Raw genomic sequence first — 17,749 nt, 5'->3', positions numbered from 1 at the left:
GCTGTCGCGCGCATACGCTGGACCTGTGCCAAAGACGAAAAAGGCGAAGCCGGGCAAAGCCAAGGACCCGAAGAAGCAGGATCAGCGGCGGGAGACGCAGCACGCGGTGCGGAGCAAGGCGCCGAAGATCCCTGACGAGAAGGGCCTGGACTTCGCCCGCGCCTGGGTCGAGTTCCCGGACCCGGCCGACGACGAACAGCTCTTCCGCTGCGATCTGACCTGGCTCACCTCGCGGTGGACCTGCATCTTCGGCAGCGGCTGCCAGGGCATCCAGGCAGGCCGGGCCGACGACGGCTGCTGCACGCTGGGCGCGCACTTCTCCGACGAGGACGATGAGAAGCGGGTCGCCGGGCATGTGGCACGGCTCACCCCTGACCTGTGGCAGTTCCACGACGAGGGGAAGGCCACGGGCTGGACGCAGACCGACGAGGACGGCGAGCGCCAGACGCGCCGCTGGGAGGGGTCGTGCATCTTCCAGAACCGTCCCGGTTTCGGTGGCGGCGCCGGCTGCTCGCTGCACATCCTGGCGCTGCGCGAGGGGCGCGAGCCGCTGGAGACGAAGCCGGACGTCTGCTGGCAGCTGCCGGTACGGCGTACGTACGACTGGATCGAGCGGCCCGACGACACGCGCGTGCTTCAGGTGACGATCGGTGAGTACGACCGGCGCGGCTGGGGGCCGGGCGGCCACGACCTGCACTGGTGGTGCACGTCGGCGACCTCGGCGCACGGGGCGGGCGACCCGGTGTACAAGACGTACCGGCCGGAGCTGACCGAGCTGATGGGCAAGGAGGCGTACGACGTGCTGGTCGAGCTGTGCGAGCAGCGCGTGGCGAGCGAACTTCCGCTGGTGGCGCCGCATCCGGCGGACCCGGCGGGTCCGGGGAATCCGGCAGATCCGGGGATTCCGGCAGGTCCGGGGGCTGGTTCGAAGGCCTGAACGGGGCTCGGTCAGGGCCTGTCGCCGGCTCGGTCCTGGGCCTGTCGCCGGCTCGGTCCTGGGCCTGTCATGACGTGACAGGAGAGGGCAGGAGAGGGCAGGACATGACATGGCTCGGGCGAAGGTCCGGGCCGGTCTGATCGGGCCGGTCGGCTTGATCGGCTCGATCGGGATGGGCGGGCTTGATCGGCTTGATCGGCTCGATCGGATGGGCGTGCTCGGTCGGCTCGGTCGGCGGCTCGGGTCAGCTCGACGGGGACGGCGGCCCCGGGTGACTCGCCGTCGCGGAGCCCGGGGCCGACGGCGACGGGTCGCCGGAGGCGGGACCGGAGCCGGGGGCCGAGGGCCCGGGACCGGTCGGGTGCGACGGCCCCGGACCGGAAGGACGCGCCGTACCGGACGGACGCGCCGTACCGGAACCGGGAACCGAGGAGCCCGGAGGTGTCGGGCCACCGGTCCCGGGACGGCCGGGACGCTGCCCGGGATCGCCGCTGTGATGGCCCGGGTGGCCGGATTGATGACCTGATTGATGACCTGAAGGGCCCGGGTGGCCCGGGTGGTGGCCGGGTCGCCCCGGGCGGTCCGACGACGGCGGCCTGGAGCCGTACCCATGGATCTTCACCACCGAACCCGCCGGATACAGCGCGATCCGCGCGCTCCACGGCCCGGCAGGCTCGCGCCGGTGGTCGACGGCGGCACGGATCGTGATCGATTCGCCGGGGGCGAGCGTGCCGTAGTGACGGCTCAGCTTGAGCCAGGGGGCCATGGTTCCGGCGGTCCAGGAGACCGGCGCGCCGCCGGACCCGCCGAGCGTGATCGCCGTCGTGTCACCGTCCGGCCACGCCTCAACCGTGAGGTGGCCGGATGCCTGCCGCTCCGGGCCGACCGGCGGGGCGGCGGTGCCGTCGCCGATGACCTCGACCGAGACGTCGGGCGGGTGAGGGTCCTCGACGAAGCCGGAGCCGAGCCTGCTCCGGGCACTGCCGGCGTTCTCGTAGTACTCGTCGTACCCGTGGCGATAGCGATGGCGGTACTGGTTGTGCTTGTCGCGCTCGTCCGCGTCGTACGGCTGTCCGTCGAGGCCGGGCGGTCCGTCGCTCTCACCGGCGCTGACCGAGGCGCCTTCGTGCCCCTCCCCCGTCTGCGGCGCGCCGCGGTACGCCGTCCAGAGGGCGATGACGGGAGCGGCGACGACAGTCGCCACGACCGTGGTCGTCACGGCCCGCGCGCGCAACCGGTCCCGGCGGGCCGCGCGGTCCTTGGGGTCCAGGGGGAAGCCGTTGCGGCCGAAGCGCGGCGCAGCCGCGCGGGCCCGGGGCACCCGCGTCATGGCGGTGTACGCGGCGGACCTCGGCACCTCGACGAGCGGCAGGACGGCGGCGCCCGGCGCACTGCCGGAAGAGGCGGGAGCCCCGGGCGCGCCGCGCGCGCCGGGCGCGCGGGACTCCGCGTCCGGGGCACCCAGCACGTCCGTGGCGGCGAAGGTGCCGGAGGTCTCCGGGGCGTCCGAGGTCCGCGAGGTGCCCGAGGCCTCCGTGGGACTCGACGTGCCAGCCGCCTTCGGCGCGTGCCGCGCCTCCTGTGTCTCCCGTGCCTCCCGTGCCTCGTGTACCTCCTGCGCCTCCCGTGCCCCGCGCGCCTCCGGTGCTTCCTGTGCCTCCCGTGTCCCGCGCGCCTCCGTTGCCTCCCGCGCCCGTGTCCCGCGCGCCTCCCGTGTCGTCCGTGCGTGCGGCGCGTCGGAGGCATTCGGCGCGGCGAAAGAGGCGGCGAAGGAGTCCGACGAGGCCGGTGACGTACGCGACCCCGGCCACGGTCCCGCGGCCTCGGCGCGCTCGGCGGCGCGGCGGCAGCGCGGGCAGTCGTCCACGTGCCGGACGAGTTCGCGCCGGAGCGTGGCGGAGAGCAGCACCCGGCTGTCGCCGGTGAGCCGCGCGACGGAAGGGCAGTCGCCGGTGTCGACCACGGCGAGCGCCGCGCGGGTGCGTTCCACCTCGCAGGCGGCGGAGGCGAGCAGTTCACGGGCAGCCGCGGGTTCCATGGACAGCACGGCGGCGGCAGCGCGCGGGCCGAGCTGGTGCCGTACGGCCAGTTCCAGGATCTCCCGCTGTTCGGGGGTCGTACCGGCCGCCTCGGGCCAGGCCAGCAAGGAGAGTTCACGCCGACGGCGCTCGGCGGTCTCGGGTGCGACGGCGACCGCCGGTGCGGGTTCCGGCTCGCGGTGACCCGAATGCGCCCCCTGCCTCCGGCGGCGCTGTTCGGTGAGCCGGCGCAGGCACGCCCAGCGGGCGAGGGCGTACAGCCAGGCCTTGCGCTCCCCCGCGCCCGAGGGGCAACGGCCGTACTGGCGCTCGGAGATGGACAGCACCTCACCGAGTACCTCGGTGGCCACGTCGTGGTCGCAGAGCACCGAGAGGCAGTAGGTGAACAGACCGTCCAGATACGGCTCGTACCGCGCGGGCGGGCGCTGCGCCGCCGGACGGGGCGCACGATGGAGTGCGCGGTGTGCGCCGGTGGTGCGAGGGGAGGTGTCGGGGCTGCGGCTCTTCACCCGGCGACGGTAGACAGCCTGAACCGCACCCTTGCTACCCCTTGAGCACATTTAATCCTTACGGGTGAATGTATCCCTCAAAAGGGGACAGGAACGCGGCATTCCGATGAGTTTCGCCGCCGTCCGGGGCCCTGCCTGAGGCGACAGCGCGGTGTACGTCCGCGATGCGCGCCCTCTCACTGTCCGGGCTGTCGGTGGCCCCCTATACGGTGACGCCATGGCTGCCCGTACGAAATCCGCCAAGGACAGGCCGTCCTACCGCTGCACCGAGTGCGGCTGGACGACCGCCAAATGGCTCGGCCGATGCCCCGAATGCCAGGCGTGGGGGACGGTCGAGGAGTACGGCGCGCCCGCGGTGCGGACCACCTCGGCGGGCCGGGTCTCCACCGCCGCGCTCCCCATCGGCCAGGTCGACGTGCGTACGGCCACCGCGCGCTCCACCGGTGTCGACGAGTTGGACCGGGTGCTCGGCGGCGGGCTCGTGCCCGGCGCCGTCGTGCTGCTCGCGGGCGAGCCGGGCGTCGGGAAGTCCACGCTGCTGCTCGACGTCGCGGCGAAAGCGGCCTCCGACGAACACCGCACGCTCTATGTGACGGGCGAGGAGTCCGCCAGCCAGGTGCGGCTGCGCGCCGACCGGATCAAGGCCATCGACGACCATCTCTACCTCGCCGCCGAGACCGATCTGTCCGCGGTCCTCGGCCATCTCGACGCGGTCAAACCCTCGCTGCTCATCCTGGACTCCGTACAGACCGTGGCCTCGCCCGAGATCGACGGGGCGCCGGGCGGCATGGCCCAGGTCCGGGAGGTCGCCGGCGCGCTCATCCGGGCCTCCAAGGAGCGCGGCATGTCCACCCTGCTGGTGGGACATGTCACCAAGGACGGCGCGATCGCGGGTCCCCGCCTGCTCGAACATCTCGTGGACGTCGTGCTGTCCTTCGAGGGCGACCGGCACGCCCGGCTGCGGCTCGTCCGCGGCATCAAGAACCGGTACGGAGCGACCGACGAGGTCGGCTGCTTCGAGCTGCACGACGAGGGGATCACCGGACTCACCGACCCGTCGGGGCTGTTCCTCACCCGGCGCGACGAGCCCGTCCCCGGCACCTGCCTCACCGTGACGCTCGAAGGCCGCCGCCCGCTCGTCGCCGAGGTGCAGGCGCTCACCGTCGATTCGCAGATCCCTTCGCCCCGGCGTACCACCTCCGGGCTGGAGACCTCCCGGGTCTCGATGATGCTCGCCGTACTGGAGCAGCGCGGCCGGATCAGCGCACTCGGAAAACGTGACATCTACAGCGCGACGGTGGGCGGTGTGAAGCTCTCCGAGCCCGCAGCGGATCTGGCGATCGCGCTCGCGCTGGCGTCCGCCGCCAGCGACACCCCACTGCCGAAAAACCTGGTCGCGATCGGCGAGGTGGGCCTCGCGGGCGAGGTCAGAAGGGTGACGGGCGTCCAGCGCAGGCTCGCCGAGGCACACCGCCTCGGCTTCACCCAGGCCCTTGTCCCGACCGATCCGGGGAAGATCCCTGCCGGTATGAAGGTCACGGAAGTCGCCGACATGGGGGACGCTCTGAGGGTGCTGCCGCGCCGGGGTCGTGCGGACGCCCCACGGGAGGACAGCGTGCGCCGGTAGACTTTGCCCTGGTCTCGCCCATCCGTACGAGCCGGAGGAGTGCAGTGGCAGCCAACGACCGGGCATCAGCACCCGGAAAGTCCGGCGCGGGCTCCGGCAACGAAGCGTTGATCCGTGCCTCCCTGAGCGCTGTCGCGCCGGGGATGGCCCTGCGCGACGGGCTGGAGCGAATCCTGCGCGGTAACACCGGCGGTCTGATCGTCCTCGGCATGGACAAGACCGTCGAGTCGATGTGCACCGGCGGTTTTGTGCTGGACGTGGAGTTCACCGCGACGCGCTTGCGCGAACTGTGCAAGCTCGACGGCGCGCTGATTCTCGACAAGGACATCACCAAGATTCTGCGCGCCGGCGTGCAGCTGGTGCCGGAGTCCTCCATCCCCACGGAGGAGACCGGCACCCGCCACCGCACGGCGGACCGCGTGTCCAAGCAGTGCGGCTTCCCGGTGGTCTCCGTATCGCAGTCGATGCGGCTGATCGCGCTGTACGTGAACGGGGAGCGCCGGGTCCTGGAGGAGTCGGCGGCGATCCTGTCGCGGGCGAACCAGGCGCTGGCGACCCTGGAGCGCTACAAGCTCCGTCTGGACGAGGTCGCGGGCACGCTCTCCGCCCTGGAGATCGAGGACCTGGTGACGGTCCGGGACGTGACGGCGGTGGCGCAGCGTCTGGAGATGGTGCGCCGGATCGCCACGGAGATCGCCGAGTACGTGGTCGAGTTGGGCACCGACGGCCGGCTTCTCTCGCTCCAGCTGGACGAGCTGATCGCGGGCGTGGCGCCGGAGCGGGATCTGGTCGCGCGTGACTATGTCCCCGAGCCGACCGCGAAGCGGTCCCGTACGGTCGACGAGGCGTTGTCCGAGCTGGACTCGCTGAGCCACCCGGAGCTGCTCGAACTGCCCATCGTGGCGCGGGCGCTGGGATACAGCGGCTCGCCCGAGACGCTCGACTCGGCGGTCTCACCGCGTGGTTACCGGCTGCTGGCCAAGGTGCCCCGGCTGCCGGGCGCCATCATCGAGCGGCTGGTCGAGCACTTCGGCGGGCTCCAGAAGCTGTTGGCGGCGAGCGTCGACGATCTCCAGACGGTCGACGGCGTCGGCGAGGCGCGGGCGCGCAGTGTGCGCGAGGGCCTGTCGCGGCTGGCGGAGTCGTCGATCCTGGAGCGGTACGTGTAGCGGGCGGTACGCACGTAAGCGGCGACAATGCCCCGGCCTCATGCGAGAGGCCGGGGCATTGTCGTCGCCGGTCGCGTCAGCGTTCCTGGTTCCTTGGTTCCTGGTTCCTTGGTTCCTGGTTCCTGGCTCTTTTTGTTCTTGGCTCCCGGATCCCGGCTCCCGGATTCTGGTGAGTTGCCCTGTGCTCAGTCCTTCTCCAGGCGGATCGACTGCTGTCCCTGCTTCACCGTCGCGCCCGACGTCTTGGCCTCGACCAGATACGTCCCCGGCCCGACCGCGCCGGGGGGCGCGGTGGCGCACTCCGGGGCACTCTTCTTGCGGTCCCACTCGACGGTGCGCGTGATGGTGCCGTCCGCCGGGACCTGGAACAGCTGCGGGCCGACCTTCGGGCAGTCCTTGGAGGACCACACCTGGTCGTCATCGGAGTTGGTGATGGTCAGCACCACGGCCTTCGGTCCGAGGTCCACCTTGCAGCCGGTGCCGGAGGTGTTCTCGGCGGTCAGTCTGAACGTGGGCTTCTCGCCCGGCCCGTACGCGACCTTGGTGGTGGTGAGGCGCAAAGTGAGCGACTTCGGGGGGCAGTTGGGGAGGCTGGACCCGGCCGGTACCTGTTGGCCCGAGGTGGTGCTGCCGACGCCTGAACCGCCCGTACCGCCGCCACCGGAAGCGCCTTCGGCGCCCGAGCCGTCCACTCCGCCGGAACCGCCCGCGCCGCCGGAGTCTGCGGTTCCGCCGCTGCCACCGTTCTTGCCGCCGTCGCCACCGGCGTCCGTACCGCCGCCGCTACCGCCGCCGTTCTCACCGGACGCGCCCGAGTCGTCCCGGCCGCCCGGCTGTTCACTGATGGCGGGCCCCGATCCGGAGGGCCCGGGGGTGATGGACGTCGCGGGATTCGCGCCGTCGGATGTGTCGCCGTCCTTCTTGCCGCCGCCTCCACCGGAGGTGACGGCCCATACGACCAGCACGGCGAGCAGCGCGATCAGCGTCGCCGCAATTGCCCTCCGTCGCCAGTAGATGGTGGAGGGTAGCGGCCCGACCGGATTGCGCAAAGATCCCACAGCGCAAACTGTACGAGAGATCGGGCCCAACTCCCGCCCCATATGCCGCTCGTCTTGGCAAGTTTTACGGATCATCATCCCGGAGTGCGACGATCACGTCTCCCGCGTACGTATCCGTACGGATACGGCAGCGTCGTCGGCCCGGTGGCGACAACCACGTCCGTACGGCGGCGGCGACCACGTCCGTACGGCGGCAGCGACCACACCCGTACCGGATCCGGCAGCCGATTCGGCCGGAAACACCCGCGAGGAACGCCCCAAGGGCCGCACAGATCCCGGCCCGTGGCGGGAACTCCCGGCGAACTCTGTACGTTCTCCTCATGAACAGCAGCGCAACCAGCGATCTGTATCGCGATATCACCGATTTCGCCCATACCACCCCATCCTGGGTGCAGCACCTGGCCGAGCTCTGGACGGAGGCCGGACTGCTGTTGTTCGGTGTGCTCTTCATTGCCGTCTGGTGGTACGCCCGTGCGGCGCCCTCACGAGCCGTCGCCGTGGCGGTACTTGCCCCGCTCGCGACCGCCGTCGCCTATGTGTGCAGCGAGGCGTTCAAGTCGGTCGTGGACGAGGAGAGGCCGTGCCGGGCGGTGGCGGGAGCCGCCGCCTCGCTCGTCCCCTGCCCGCCGGTCGGCGACTGGTCCTTCCCGAGCAACCACTCCACGATCGCCGGCGCCGCCGCGATCGCGCTGGCCCTCGCCCGGCCCCGTCTCGCGTTCTTCACCGTCCCGATGGCGCTGCTGATGGCGTTCTCCCGGGTCTTCGTCGGCGTCCACTACCCGCACGACGTGGCGGTGGGGCTGGTGTTCGGCGCGGTCGTGGCCACGCTCGTGGTCCTGGCGGCGACCCGGCCCGTGGCGGCGCTCGCGGAGACGATGCGCACCAGCCGGTCGGGCCTGGCGCTCCTGCTGGCCGGACCGGGCGACGAGGACCGGCCGCGCGGACGGCACGCGGACGCGGCGGGCGGAGTCGGCCGCCAGGACCACCCGACGCGGGCGGGCCGCCGCTAGGGCCTCTCGTTTGGATCTTGCCGGGCTCGCGTGCCCCGGCACCGCGCCTCGCCGCGTTGCCGTCACTCCACGACGCTCCGCGTCGCCTCACTCCTCCGCCTTGCGATCCACGGCACCAGACCCCGCTCCCTGATCCGGCCTGATCCAAACGAAAGACCCCAGGCCCCGTCCGGCCGAAGGTCCCGTCCGGCCGGTCTTCGCCGGGCCCGGACCGCCGGGGACCGGCCACGTACCCCTCGCGCGGCCGGGGCCGGTCCCCCTCGCCCGGCCGCCGCGACGGACAGCAGGACCGGAAACCAACACGGAATCGGGCGCGGGAACGGCTCGGAGGAGTACGTTCCCGAGCCCGAGCCGGGGTACCGACCGGGCACTTCAGGCCACCTGAGGGGCTGATCGCATGCACCCCCGCGACAACCTCGGGCGTACGCCCGCCCGCTGCGCCGTCCGCGGCACCGGACGTGCCAGGATCGGTGGTGCCATGACTGCTACCTCCGCGCATTCCGCGACTCCTCCGACCGCGGGCGATCCCTCCGCCCTCCACACCCCCGTCATCGCGTGGTTCGAGACAAACGCGCGCGACCTGCCCTGGCGCAGCCCCGAAGCGGGCGCCTGGGGTGTGATGGTCAGCGAGTTCATGCTTCAGCAGACCCCGGTCAGCCGGGTCCTCCCGGTGTACGAGCAGTGGCTCGCCCGCTGGCCCCGCCCCGCCGACCTGGCCGCCGAGGCCCCCGGCGAGGCCGTCCGCGCCTGGGGCCGGCTCGGCTATCCGCGCCGTGCGCTGCGGTTGCACGGCGCGGCCCAGGCGATAACTGAGCGTTACAGCGGTGACGTCCCCCGCGAGCACTCCCAGCTGCTGTCGCTGCCCGGGATCGGTGAGTACACGGCGGCCGCGGTGGCCTCGTTCGCGTACGGACAGCGCCATGCCGTGCTCGACACGAATGTGCGCCGGGTCTTCGCGCGCGCCGTGGCCGGCGTCCAGTACCCGCCGAACGCGACCACGGCCGCCGAGCGCAAGCTGGCGCGCGCCCTGCTGCCGGAGGACGCGCCGACCGCGGCGCGCTGGGCCGCGTCCTCCATGGAGCTGGGCGCGCTGATCTGCACGGCGAAGAACGAGGGCTGCGTACGCTGCCCGATCGCCACGCAGTGCGCCTGGCGACTGGCCGGCAAGCCGGCGCACGCGGGCCCGGCACGGCGCGGCCAGACGTACGCCGGCACGGACCGCCAGGTGCGCGGCAGGCTCCTCGCCGTACTGCGCGACGCGGTCGGCCCGGTCCCGCAGGCGGCCCTGGACACCGTGTGGGACGAACCGGTGCAACGGGCAAGGGCGTTGGACGGCCTGGTCGCCGACGGACTGGTCGAGCCGATGGAGGACGGCGTCTACCGGCTGCCGCAAGGCTGAGGCCGCCGAACCGCATCGGCCGCCATCCGGACCCCGCGGGTCCGCGGTCCGCGGTAGGCCCGGCGGCCCGGCACCGGGATTCCGTCGTCCAACGGCCGTTACCCAGCGTCGTTACACAACCGATGGACAGCCGTGCGTCCCCCGACGGCTGTCCCCCACATCCTCGTGACAACCGCTCCGTAATTTCGGTGTCGTAAGCGAACGGCATGGTTGTCACGGGGTCGGAGGCGGTTGGCATGGCGCACAGCGAGGTGCTCGGTTTCGAGGAGTACGTACGGACCCGGCAGGAGGCCCTGCTGCGCAGCGCACGGCGTCTCGTGCCCGACCCCGTCGACGCGCAGGACCTGCTCCAGACCGCCCTGGCCCGTACGTTCGGCCGCTGGGACGGCATCGCCGACAAGTCCCTCGCCGACGCCTACCTGCGACGCGTCATGATCAACACCCGTACGGAGTGGTGGCGGGCGCGGCGGCTCGAAGAGGTCCCCACCGAGCAGCTGCCCGACGCGAGCGTTGAGGACGGCACGGAACAGCGCGCGAACCGCGCCCTGTTGATGGACATCCTCGGAGTTCTGGCTCCGAAGCAACGCAGTGTCGTCGTGCTGCGACACTGGGAGCAGATGAGTACGGAAGAGACGGCCGCGGCCCTCGGAATGTCGGTGGGTACGGTCAAGAGCACACTGCACCGCGCGCTGGCCCGGCTCCGTCAGGAGCTGGAGAGCCGGGACCTCGACAGCCGAGCGCTGGAGAACCGGCGGCCGGGCGGCCACGCGCCGGAGCAGCCGAATCCGCGTCGTGCCGTTCGACGTGACAGGGGTGACGCTCGGGGCGGTCGCGACGCACGCGGCGGCCGTGAGGGTCACGAGGAAGTGGGGCGGGAAAGGTGCGCGGCCTGAGAGGTCCCGGCTGGTGGGGCCGAGGATCGTTCGCGGCGGGTGGCACGGCCATGGCCGGCCTCGCCGCGATATGCCTGCTCACGACGAGTTGTTCGACCGGGGGGACCGGGACCAGGGACGAGGGCGCGGCCGTGCACACACCGGCCCACCGAGGCGGCCCCACTCCCAAGGTGACCGCGTCGTCGCCCGCCGCCACGACCGTCGAGCCGGTGTCGCTCCTCCGGAGCGATCCCAAGGTCAGCAAGCGGATCAAGACGGATCTCAAACCGTGTTCCGGGGACGCCTATCCGGTGGACACCTCGTACGGAGACCTCACCGGCGGCCCGGTGCCCGATGTCGTGATCAATGTGATGACGTGCGACGACTCGGTCGGCATCGCGACGTACGTCTATCGCGCGAAGAGCGACGCGAATGACGCGGACGCCGCGCGTGACGGGACCGGCGCGGACGACGCGAGCGGCGCGGACAGCCCGGCCGAAGCGAGCGGTTCGGACGGCGCGAACCGCTCGGAGCGCGCAGACGGCAGAGGCGGCGCGGACGGCGCGAGCAGCGCGGGCGTCGAGAGCGGCAAGAGCCCCGCGGACAGCGCGAGCGGCGCGGACGGCACGTACCAGAACATCTTCGCCGTCGAGGAACCCGCGGTCTACGCGACGATCGACCGGGGCGAACTGGTCGTCACCCAGCAGGTGTACGGGAAGCGCGACCCGGTCTCGTACCCTTCGGGGGAGGACGTGGTGACCTACACCTGGGCCGATTCCAAGTTCACCGAGCGCTATCGCGTACACAACGACTACAGCAGAGCGGTGGGCAACGGCGACGTGGACGCCCCCACCCAGACCACGCCGAGCGAGAACTGAGAGCCGGGGGATGGCAGAGACCCATGTCCTCTTCGTCGAGGACGACGACGTCATCCGGGAGGCCACACAGCTCGCGCTGGAGCGCGTCGGCTTCACCGTCACCGCCATGCAGGACGGACTTTCCGGCCTGGAGGCCTTCCGCGCCGACCAGCCTGACATCGCGCTGCTCGATGTGATGGTGCCGGGCCTGGACGGGGTCAGCCTGTGCCGGCGTATCCGTGACGAGTCGACCGTGCCCGTGATCATGCTGTCGGCGCGCGCCGACTCGATCGATGTGGTGCTCGGCCTGGAGGCCGGCGCCGACGACTACGTGACCAAGCCCTTCGACGGGGCGGTGCTGGTCGCCCGCATCCGCGCCGTACTGCGCCGCTTCGGCCACGCGGGACGGTCGGCGGGCGAGCTGGACGGAACCGGGGAACCCGACGAGCGCGGTGTGCTGACCTTCGGCGATGTGGAGATCGACACGGAGGGCATGGAGGTACGCAGGGGCGGCGCTCCGGTGGCTCTGACGCCGACGGAGATGCGGCTGCTGCTGGAGTTCTCGTCCGCGCCCGGGACCGTGCTCTCCCGCGACAGGCTGCTGGAGCGGGTCTGGGACTACGGCTGGGGCGGCGACACCCGGGTGGTGGACGTCCATGTCCAGCGGCTGCGCACGAAGATCGGCCAGGACCGGATCGATACGGTCCGGGGCTTCGGCTACAAGCTCAAGGCATGAATCGGCACGGCTCCGGCATGAAACGGCTCACGGCATGAAGCGGCTCGCCCTGCGCACCGGCGTCAGGTGGAAGATCAGCATCGCCATCGCGGGCGTCAGCGCGCTGGTCGCGGTGGCGCTGAGCCTTGTGGTGCACAACTCGGCCCGGGTCTCGATGCTCGACAACGCCCGTGAGGTGCAGCTGGAGCGGCTGCTGTTCGCGCAGCGGATGTACGAGTCCACCAACGAGCCCAAGTTCGGCATGAAGGTCGACGACCCGACGCTGCCGCACGAGCTGCGGTCCAAGACGAACCAGGGCCGGCGCGCGACCTATGTCCAGGAGAACGTGAGCGGCGTGCCCGACGTCTGGGCGGCCGTCCCGCTGGGCAACGGGACGGTGCTCTCGCTGCACAGCAAGTTCGCCGACCGCTCCACCACGATCATGAAGTATCTGGACCGGTCCCTGATCATCGGTTCGGTCTCGGTGGTCTTCGGCGGCTGCGCCCTGGGCGTGCTGATCGGCGGCCAGCTCTCGCGCCGGCTGCGCAGGGCGGCCGCCGCGGCGAGCCGGGTCGCGCAGGGCAATACGGAGGTACGGGTCGGGGAGGCCGTCGGCGGAATCGTACGCGACGAGACGGACGACCTGGCCCGCGCGGTGGACGCGCTGACCGACGCGCTGAACGAGCGGATCGAGGCGGAGCGCCGGGTCACCGCGGATATCGCGCACGAGCTGCGGACACCGGTGACGGGCCTGCTCACGGCGGCCGAGCTGCTGCCGCCGGGACGCCCCACGGAGCTGGTACGGGACCGGGCCCAGGCCATGCGGACGCTGGTCGAGGACGTCCTGGAGGTGGCCAGGCTCGACAGCGCGTCGGAGCGCGCCGAACTCCAGGAGATCGCGCTCGGCGAGTTCGTCGAGCGGCGGCTGACCCTGCTGAACCCCGAGATCAAGGTCCAGGTGGTGCACGAGTCCTGGGTCAGCACCGATCCCCGGCGGCTGGAACGCATCCTGGGCAATCTGCTGGCCAACGCGGCCAGGCACGGCGGCACCCCGGTCGAGGTGACGGTCGAGGGCCGGGTCGTGCGCGTACGGGACCACGGCCCCGGCTTCCCCGAGGCGCTGCTGCGCGAGGGCCCGAGCCGCTTCCGGACCGGCGCGAGCGACCGCGCGGGGCACGGCCACGGCCTGGGCCTGACGATCGCGGCGGGCCAGGCACGGGTCCTCGGGGCGCGGCTGACCTTCCGCAACGTGATACCGGCGGGCGCGAAGGGCCGGGCGGGCGAGGGAGGCGCGATCGCGGTGCTCTGGCTCCCGGAACACGCTCCTACGGCGACGGGCAGCTTCCCGATGCTCTCGTTCCCGGACCTTCCGGACCATTAGCGCCTGTCGGGGCGGTCGGGGCTGTCGGGGCTGTCGGGGCTGTCGGGGCTGTCGGGGCTGTCGGCCCAGGACGGCCGAAGGCACCGTGGTGCGTCCCGTGTCAGCGGGCCCATTCCTTCTCCAGGTCCAGCTCGCCCTCGCGTGGCTGCGTGAAGGAGAACCAGTTGCCCGAGTCGTCGCGCAGGATCGCCTCCGTGCCGTATGGACGCTCCTGCGGCGGCTGGAGGAATTCGACGCCGCGCGCCCTGAGCCGCTCGTAGTCCCCGTGGACGTCGTCCGTGGCCAGCACTCCCGCGCCGAGCACGCCCTTGGCCACGAGCTTCCTGACCGCCTCGGCGGACTCCTCGTCCATCCCGGGGCCGCCGGGCACCATGAGGGTCAGCACCACGTCCGGCTGGTCCTTCGCCCCGACCGTCAGCCAGCGCATCCCGCCTTCGCCCAGGGTCATGTCCGTACGCACCTCCAGGCCCAGCTTCTCGGTGTAGAACTCCTTCGCCCGGTCCTGGTCGAGGACCCAGACGGTGGAGATGACAAGCCCCTTGATCATGATGTGCTCCCTCAGCCGTGCCGTCCCGTATGACCCACACCTACGATGCTGGCACGAGCCACTGACAACGGCCCCGGCGCACACTTTGTGCGCCGGGGCCGTTGTCAGTGGCTCGTGCCAGTGGATCTCGTGAGAATCAGTGGCTCTCGCGAGGATCAGGTACCCCTCGCGGGGATCAGGCGGACTGCGGAACCTTGCCTCCGGCCGCCGCGGCTCCGTCCCGTACCTCCGGCGCCTCCGGTCCGGCGCCCCGCAGCGGGACCTCCTTGACGAAGAAGGCCGCGACGAAACCGATCACCGCGACCGCCGCCCCCAGCGTGAAGGCCGCGTGCGTACCGGACGACACCGCGTGCTGGTACACCTCCCGTACCGCGTCCGGCAGCTTCGCCAGGCTCGCGGCGTCCAGCTGCGCGGACTTCTCGGTCACTCCGGATCCGCCGGAGGACGCCATCTCGTCCTGCACCCGGCCGTTGAACAGGGCGCCCATGATCGCGACGCCGAAGGAGCTGCCGAGCGTACGGAACAGGGTGGTCGAGGAGGAGGCGACGCCCATGTCCTTCATCTCGACGCTGTTCTGCGCGACGAGCATGGTGATCTGCATCAGGAAGCCCATACCGGCGCCGAGCACGGCCATGTAGACGCCCGAGGTCAGCCGGGAGGTCTCGGTGTCCATCTGCGCGAGCAGGAAGAGGCCCGCGACCATCAGCCCGCCGCCCATGATCGGGAAGATCTTGTACTTGCCGGTGTTCGTGGTGACCCGGCCCGCCAGCAGCGAGACGGCCATCATCGACAGGAGCATCGGCAGGAGCAGCAGACCGGAGTTGGTGGCCGAGGCGCCCTGTACGGACTGCTGGTACAGCGGCAGGAAGAGCACCGCTCCGAACATCACGAAGCCGGTCAGGAACCCGATCACGGACATCAGCGTGAAGTTGCGGTTGCGGAAGATGTGCAACGGCATGATCGGCTCGGGGGCCTTGGTCTGCACGATGACGAAGCCGATGAGGGCGACGACACCGATCGCGATCAGCTCCATGATCATCGCGGAGCTCCAGGCGTACTCCGTACCGCCCCAGGTGGTCACCAGCACGATCGCGGTGATGCCGACGGTCAGCAGCGCGGCACCGAGGTAGTCGACCTTGACGCCCGAGCGCTTCTTGGCGGGCAGGTGCAGGACGATCGTGATCATCGCGAGCGCCACCGCGCCGAGCGGCAGGTTGATGTAGAAACTCCAGCGCCAGCCGAGATTGTCGGTGATGGTGCCGCCGACCAGCGGTCCGCCGATCATGGCGAGCGCCATGACGCCGGCCATCATGCCCTGGTACTTGCCACGCTCGCGGGGCGGGACGAGGTCTCCGATGATCGCCATGACGCCGACCATCAGACCGCCCGCGCCAAGGCCCTGAACAGCTCGGAAGCCGATCAGCTGGCTCATGTCCTGAGCCATGCCGCTGAGTACCGATCCGATCAGGAAGATCACGATCGAGGTGAGGAAGACACCCTTGCGCCCGTAGATGTCGCCGAGCTTGCCCCAGATCGGCGTCGAGGCAGCGGTCGCCAGGGTGTAGGCGGTGACCACCCAGGACAGATGTTCGAGGCCGCCCAGCTCGCCGACGATGGTCGGCATCGCGGTACCGACGATCATGTTGTCCAGCATGGCCAGCAGCATCGCGATCATCAGCGCGAGCAGCACCACGCGTACGCTGCGCGGCTGCGGCGCGGCCTTCTCGGCGGCGTCGCCCTTCTCGGCAGCCTCGGCTATTCGGCCCTTACCGGTCCCGTCGGCCGCATCAGCCCTGCCGGCCTCCCCGACCTCTCCGACTTCGCCGGTCCCGTCGGCCGCCGCGGCGTTCCCCGCCCGTTTCCCGGTTGAACTCATCTTCCCCATCCCCTGTACTCCCTGCGCCCCGATACACTTACTTGCCGCCCGGCAAGTTCACTACACTGGGGAAAGTAGACCCTTCACTTGCCGGTCGTCAAGTAAGCAACTTCTCGGGAGAGCACCCATGGGCAGCACGCAGCACCCGCGGCGGGGCAACACGCGCCAGCGCATCCAGGACGTGGCCCTGGAGCTCTTCGCCGAACAGGGATACGAGAAGACCTCGCTACGGGAGATCGCGGAGCGGCTGGATGTCACCAAGGCGGCGCTGTACTACCACTTCAAGACCAAGGAAGACATCCTGATCGGCATCTTCCAGGACCTGAGCCGGCCGATCGACGACCTGATCGCGTGGGGCCGGACGCAGCCGCACACCCTGGAGACGAAACAGGAGATCCTGCACCGCTACAGCGCCGCGCTCGCGGGTGCGGCCCCGCTGTTCCGCTTCATGCAGGAGAACCAGGCGACCGTACGCGAGCTGAGCATCGGCCATTCCTTCAAGGACCGGATGCATGACCTGCTCGAACTGATCCAGGAGCCGGAAGCGGCCATGAAGGACCAGGTGCGCTGCGTCAGCGCGCTGTTCACCATGCACGCCGGGACGTTCGCGCTGGGCGACATGGCAGGAGACCCCGAGGAGAAGCGTCAAGCCATCCTCGAGGTCTCCATCGATCTGATGAGCCAGGCCCACCAGGTCACACCTTGACGCCCACCGACTTCAGGAACGGGACCGGGTTCACGGCGGAGCCGTAGTTCGCGGTCTTACGGATCTCGAAGTGCAGGTGCGGGCCGCTGGAGTTGCCGGTGTTGCCGGACAGGGCGATCTTCTTGCCCGTCTTGACCTGCTGGCCGACGTACACCTTGACCTTCGACAGGTGCGCGTACTGCGAGTACGTACCGTTCTTGTGCTTGATCACGATCGCGTTGCCGTACGCGGGACCGTCACCGGCGCCGTTCGGGCCGGCCTTGACCACGGTGCCGGTGTGGGCGGCGTGGACCGTCGTACCGACCGGCACCGCGAAGTCCTGGCCGGAGTGCTTGTGCGCCCACATGTTGCCGCCGTTGCCGAAGCTCGCGCTCAGCGTGTAGCGCTTGACGGGGTCGGTCCAGGAGGCGGCCTGCTTGGCGTTCGCCTTGGCCTTGGCCTGCTCGGCCTTCACCTGTTTCACCTTGGCGTCGTGCGCCTTGACGGCGGCCTTGGCCTGTATCGCGGCCTGCTGGTGGACGGCACCGGCGGCCGTGGTGACCGTGGTGGTGGTCGCGCCGGCGGCAGCGTCACCACCACCGGTCGCGGCGAACGCGGCCCCGGCCCCGGCCACCACGGACACACCGAGTCCGGCGGCCAGGACTCCGGCACGGGCACGCATGGCGGTCGGGCGGGAGAGACGGAACTGGTTGCGCTGCGACATACGGGAAACCTCCGGGCATGAATGGACCCGGCACTCACGCCGGGCTGGCCTCACCTTGGTAACCCGAACCCCATCTCACCCCAAAACGCCCTTTCTACGACATCGTGTCGTAGAAAACCTGACGACGATCCCCCTCTTGACGGCTCCCGGGGGATCGGTTCAAGCCTTGGTAAATAGGATGATCGCGTCCGGAATGAGCCCATGTGGGGCGATACGGGAGCACGGCTCCACCTCGGCGAGACGACACCCGGACCGCCCCGGAGCCGAAGGACCCGACGACAACAGGGCCCAAGGTCCCGGCGGATGCCCAGCGGTATGACTATTCCGGCTAGTAGCGCCGAAAA

Annotated in this window: 14 protein-coding genes and 1 pseudogene; 10 read left to right on the top strand and 5 right to left on the bottom strand. The window is 70.8% G+C overall.

All coding sequences use genetic code 11. The annotated features are described in order from the left end of the window. The first annotated feature begins 25 nt into the window (after positions 1-25). Entirely contained in the window at positions 26-937 is a 912-nt protein-coding gene (locus ACIOJD_RS33160; protein WP_401919993.1) for a hypothetical protein, read from the top strand. A gap of 1,780 nt (positions 938-2,717) precedes the next feature. On the opposite strand, the pseudogene ACIOJD_RS33155 reads toward ACIOJD_RS33160, so the two are convergent. Beyond that, positions 2,718-3,536 (bottom strand): annotated as a pseudogene (locus ACIOJD_RS33155) (hypothetical protein); the annotation flags it as partial. A 166-nt stretch (positions 3,537-3,702) separates the two neighbouring features. Between ACIOJD_RS33155 and radA the strand changes: the two are divergent. Both radA and disA read left to right on the top strand, forming a co-directional pair. Next, on the top strand, positions 3,703-5,112 hold the full coding sequence (gene radA, locus ACIOJD_RS33150; RefSeq protein ID WP_401919992.1) for a DNA repair protein RadA: 1,410 nt from the start codon (positions 3,703-3,705) through the stop codon (positions 5,110-5,112). Positions 5,113-5,156: 44 nt separating this feature from the next. After that, positions 5,157-6,281, top strand: a complete 1,125-nt coding sequence (gene disA / locus ACIOJD_RS33145) for a DNA integrity scanning diadenylate cyclase DisA (protein ID WP_401889866.1) — start codon at positions 5,157-5,159, stop codon at positions 6,279-6,281. A 185-nt stretch (positions 6,282-6,466) separates the two neighbouring features. Here the strand turns inward: disA and ACIOJD_RS33140 are convergent, their stop codons facing one another. Next, positions 6,467-7,339: a hypothetical protein gene (locus ACIOJD_RS33140; RefSeq protein ID WP_401919990.1), complete on the bottom strand. Its 873-nt coding sequence runs from the start codon at positions 7,337-7,339 to the stop codon at positions 6,467-6,469. A 320-nt stretch (positions 7,340-7,659) separates the two neighbouring features. On the opposite strand from ACIOJD_RS33140, the gene ACIOJD_RS33135 reads away from it, so the two are divergent. The 6 genes from ACIOJD_RS33135 (at position 7,660) to cseC (ending at position 13,573) form a co-directional block, all read left to right on the top strand. Continuing rightward, positions 7,660-8,349 (top strand): phosphatase PAP2 family protein, encoded by a 690-nt coding sequence (locus ACIOJD_RS33135; RefSeq protein WP_401919989.1) that lies wholly within the window; start codon positions 7,660-7,662, stop codon positions 8,347-8,349. Between the two features lie 478 nt (positions 8,350-8,827). Further along, positions 8,828-9,748, top strand: coding sequence for an A/G-specific adenine glycosylase (locus ACIOJD_RS33130; protein WP_401919988.1), 921 nt, complete (start codon positions 8,828-8,830; stop codon positions 9,746-9,748). A gap of 236 nt (positions 9,749-9,984) precedes the next feature. Further along, positions 9,985-10,641, top strand: coding sequence for a SigE family RNA polymerase sigma factor (locus ACIOJD_RS33125; protein ID WP_401919987.1), 657 nt, complete (start codon positions 9,985-9,987; stop codon positions 10,639-10,641). Further along, positions 10,629-11,498 (top strand): hypothetical protein, encoded by an 870-nt coding sequence (locus ACIOJD_RS33120; protein ID WP_401919986.1) that lies wholly within the window; start codon positions 10,629-10,631, stop codon positions 11,496-11,498. Before ACIOJD_RS33125 ends, ACIOJD_RS33120 begins: the two co-directional genes overlap by 13 nt. Before the next feature lie 10 nt (positions 11,499-11,508). Then, a complete protein-coding gene (gene cseB, locus ACIOJD_RS33115; protein WP_401919985.1) occupies positions 11,509-12,213 on the top strand; it encodes a two-component system response regulator CseB in 705 nt (234 codons plus the stop codon). Between the two features lie 34 nt (positions 12,214-12,247). Beyond that, on the top strand, positions 12,248-13,573 hold the full coding sequence (gene cseC, locus ACIOJD_RS33110; RefSeq protein ID WP_401919984.1) for a two-component system sensor histidine kinase CseC: 1,326 nt from the start codon (positions 12,248-12,250) through the stop codon (positions 13,571-13,573). 100 nt (positions 13,574-13,673) lie between these two features. On the opposite strand, the gene ACIOJD_RS33105 is transcribed toward cseC, so the two are convergent. Together ACIOJD_RS33105 and ACIOJD_RS33100 are read right to left on the bottom strand one after the other, a co-directional pair. Beyond that, positions 13,674-14,120, bottom strand: a complete 447-nt coding sequence (locus ACIOJD_RS33105; RefSeq protein WP_401919983.1) for a VOC family protein — start codon at positions 14,118-14,120, stop codon at positions 13,674-13,676. 175 nt (positions 14,121-14,295) lie between these two features. Continuing rightward, on the bottom strand, positions 14,296-15,996 hold the full coding sequence (locus tag ACIOJD_RS33100) for an MDR family MFS transporter (RefSeq protein WP_401919982.1): 1,701 nt from the start codon (positions 15,994-15,996) through the stop codon (positions 14,296-14,298). Positions 15,997-16,123: 127 nt separating this feature from the next. On the opposite strand from ACIOJD_RS33100, the gene ACIOJD_RS33095 reads away from it, so the two are divergent. Beyond that, positions 16,124-16,702, top strand: a complete 579-nt coding sequence (locus ACIOJD_RS33095) for a TetR/AcrR family transcriptional regulator (protein ID WP_401919981.1) — start codon at positions 16,124-16,126, stop codon at positions 16,700-16,702. Here ACIOJD_RS33095 and ACIOJD_RS33090 read toward each other — a convergent pair. Continuing rightward, positions 16,692-17,405 (bottom strand): M23 family metallopeptidase, encoded by a 714-nt coding sequence (locus ACIOJD_RS33090; RefSeq protein WP_401919979.1) that lies wholly within the window; start codon positions 17,403-17,405, stop codon positions 16,692-16,694. The genes ACIOJD_RS33095 and ACIOJD_RS33090 overlap by 11 nt on opposite strands. Positions 17,406-17,749 lie beyond the last annotated feature (344 nt).

It is taken from the genome of Streptomyces sp. NPDC088116, assembly GCF_044741745.1.
Lineage (GTDB): Bacteria > Actinomycetota > Actinomycetes > Streptomycetales > Streptomycetaceae > Streptomyces.
This window is presented reverse-complemented; position numbering and strand designations above follow the sequence as displayed.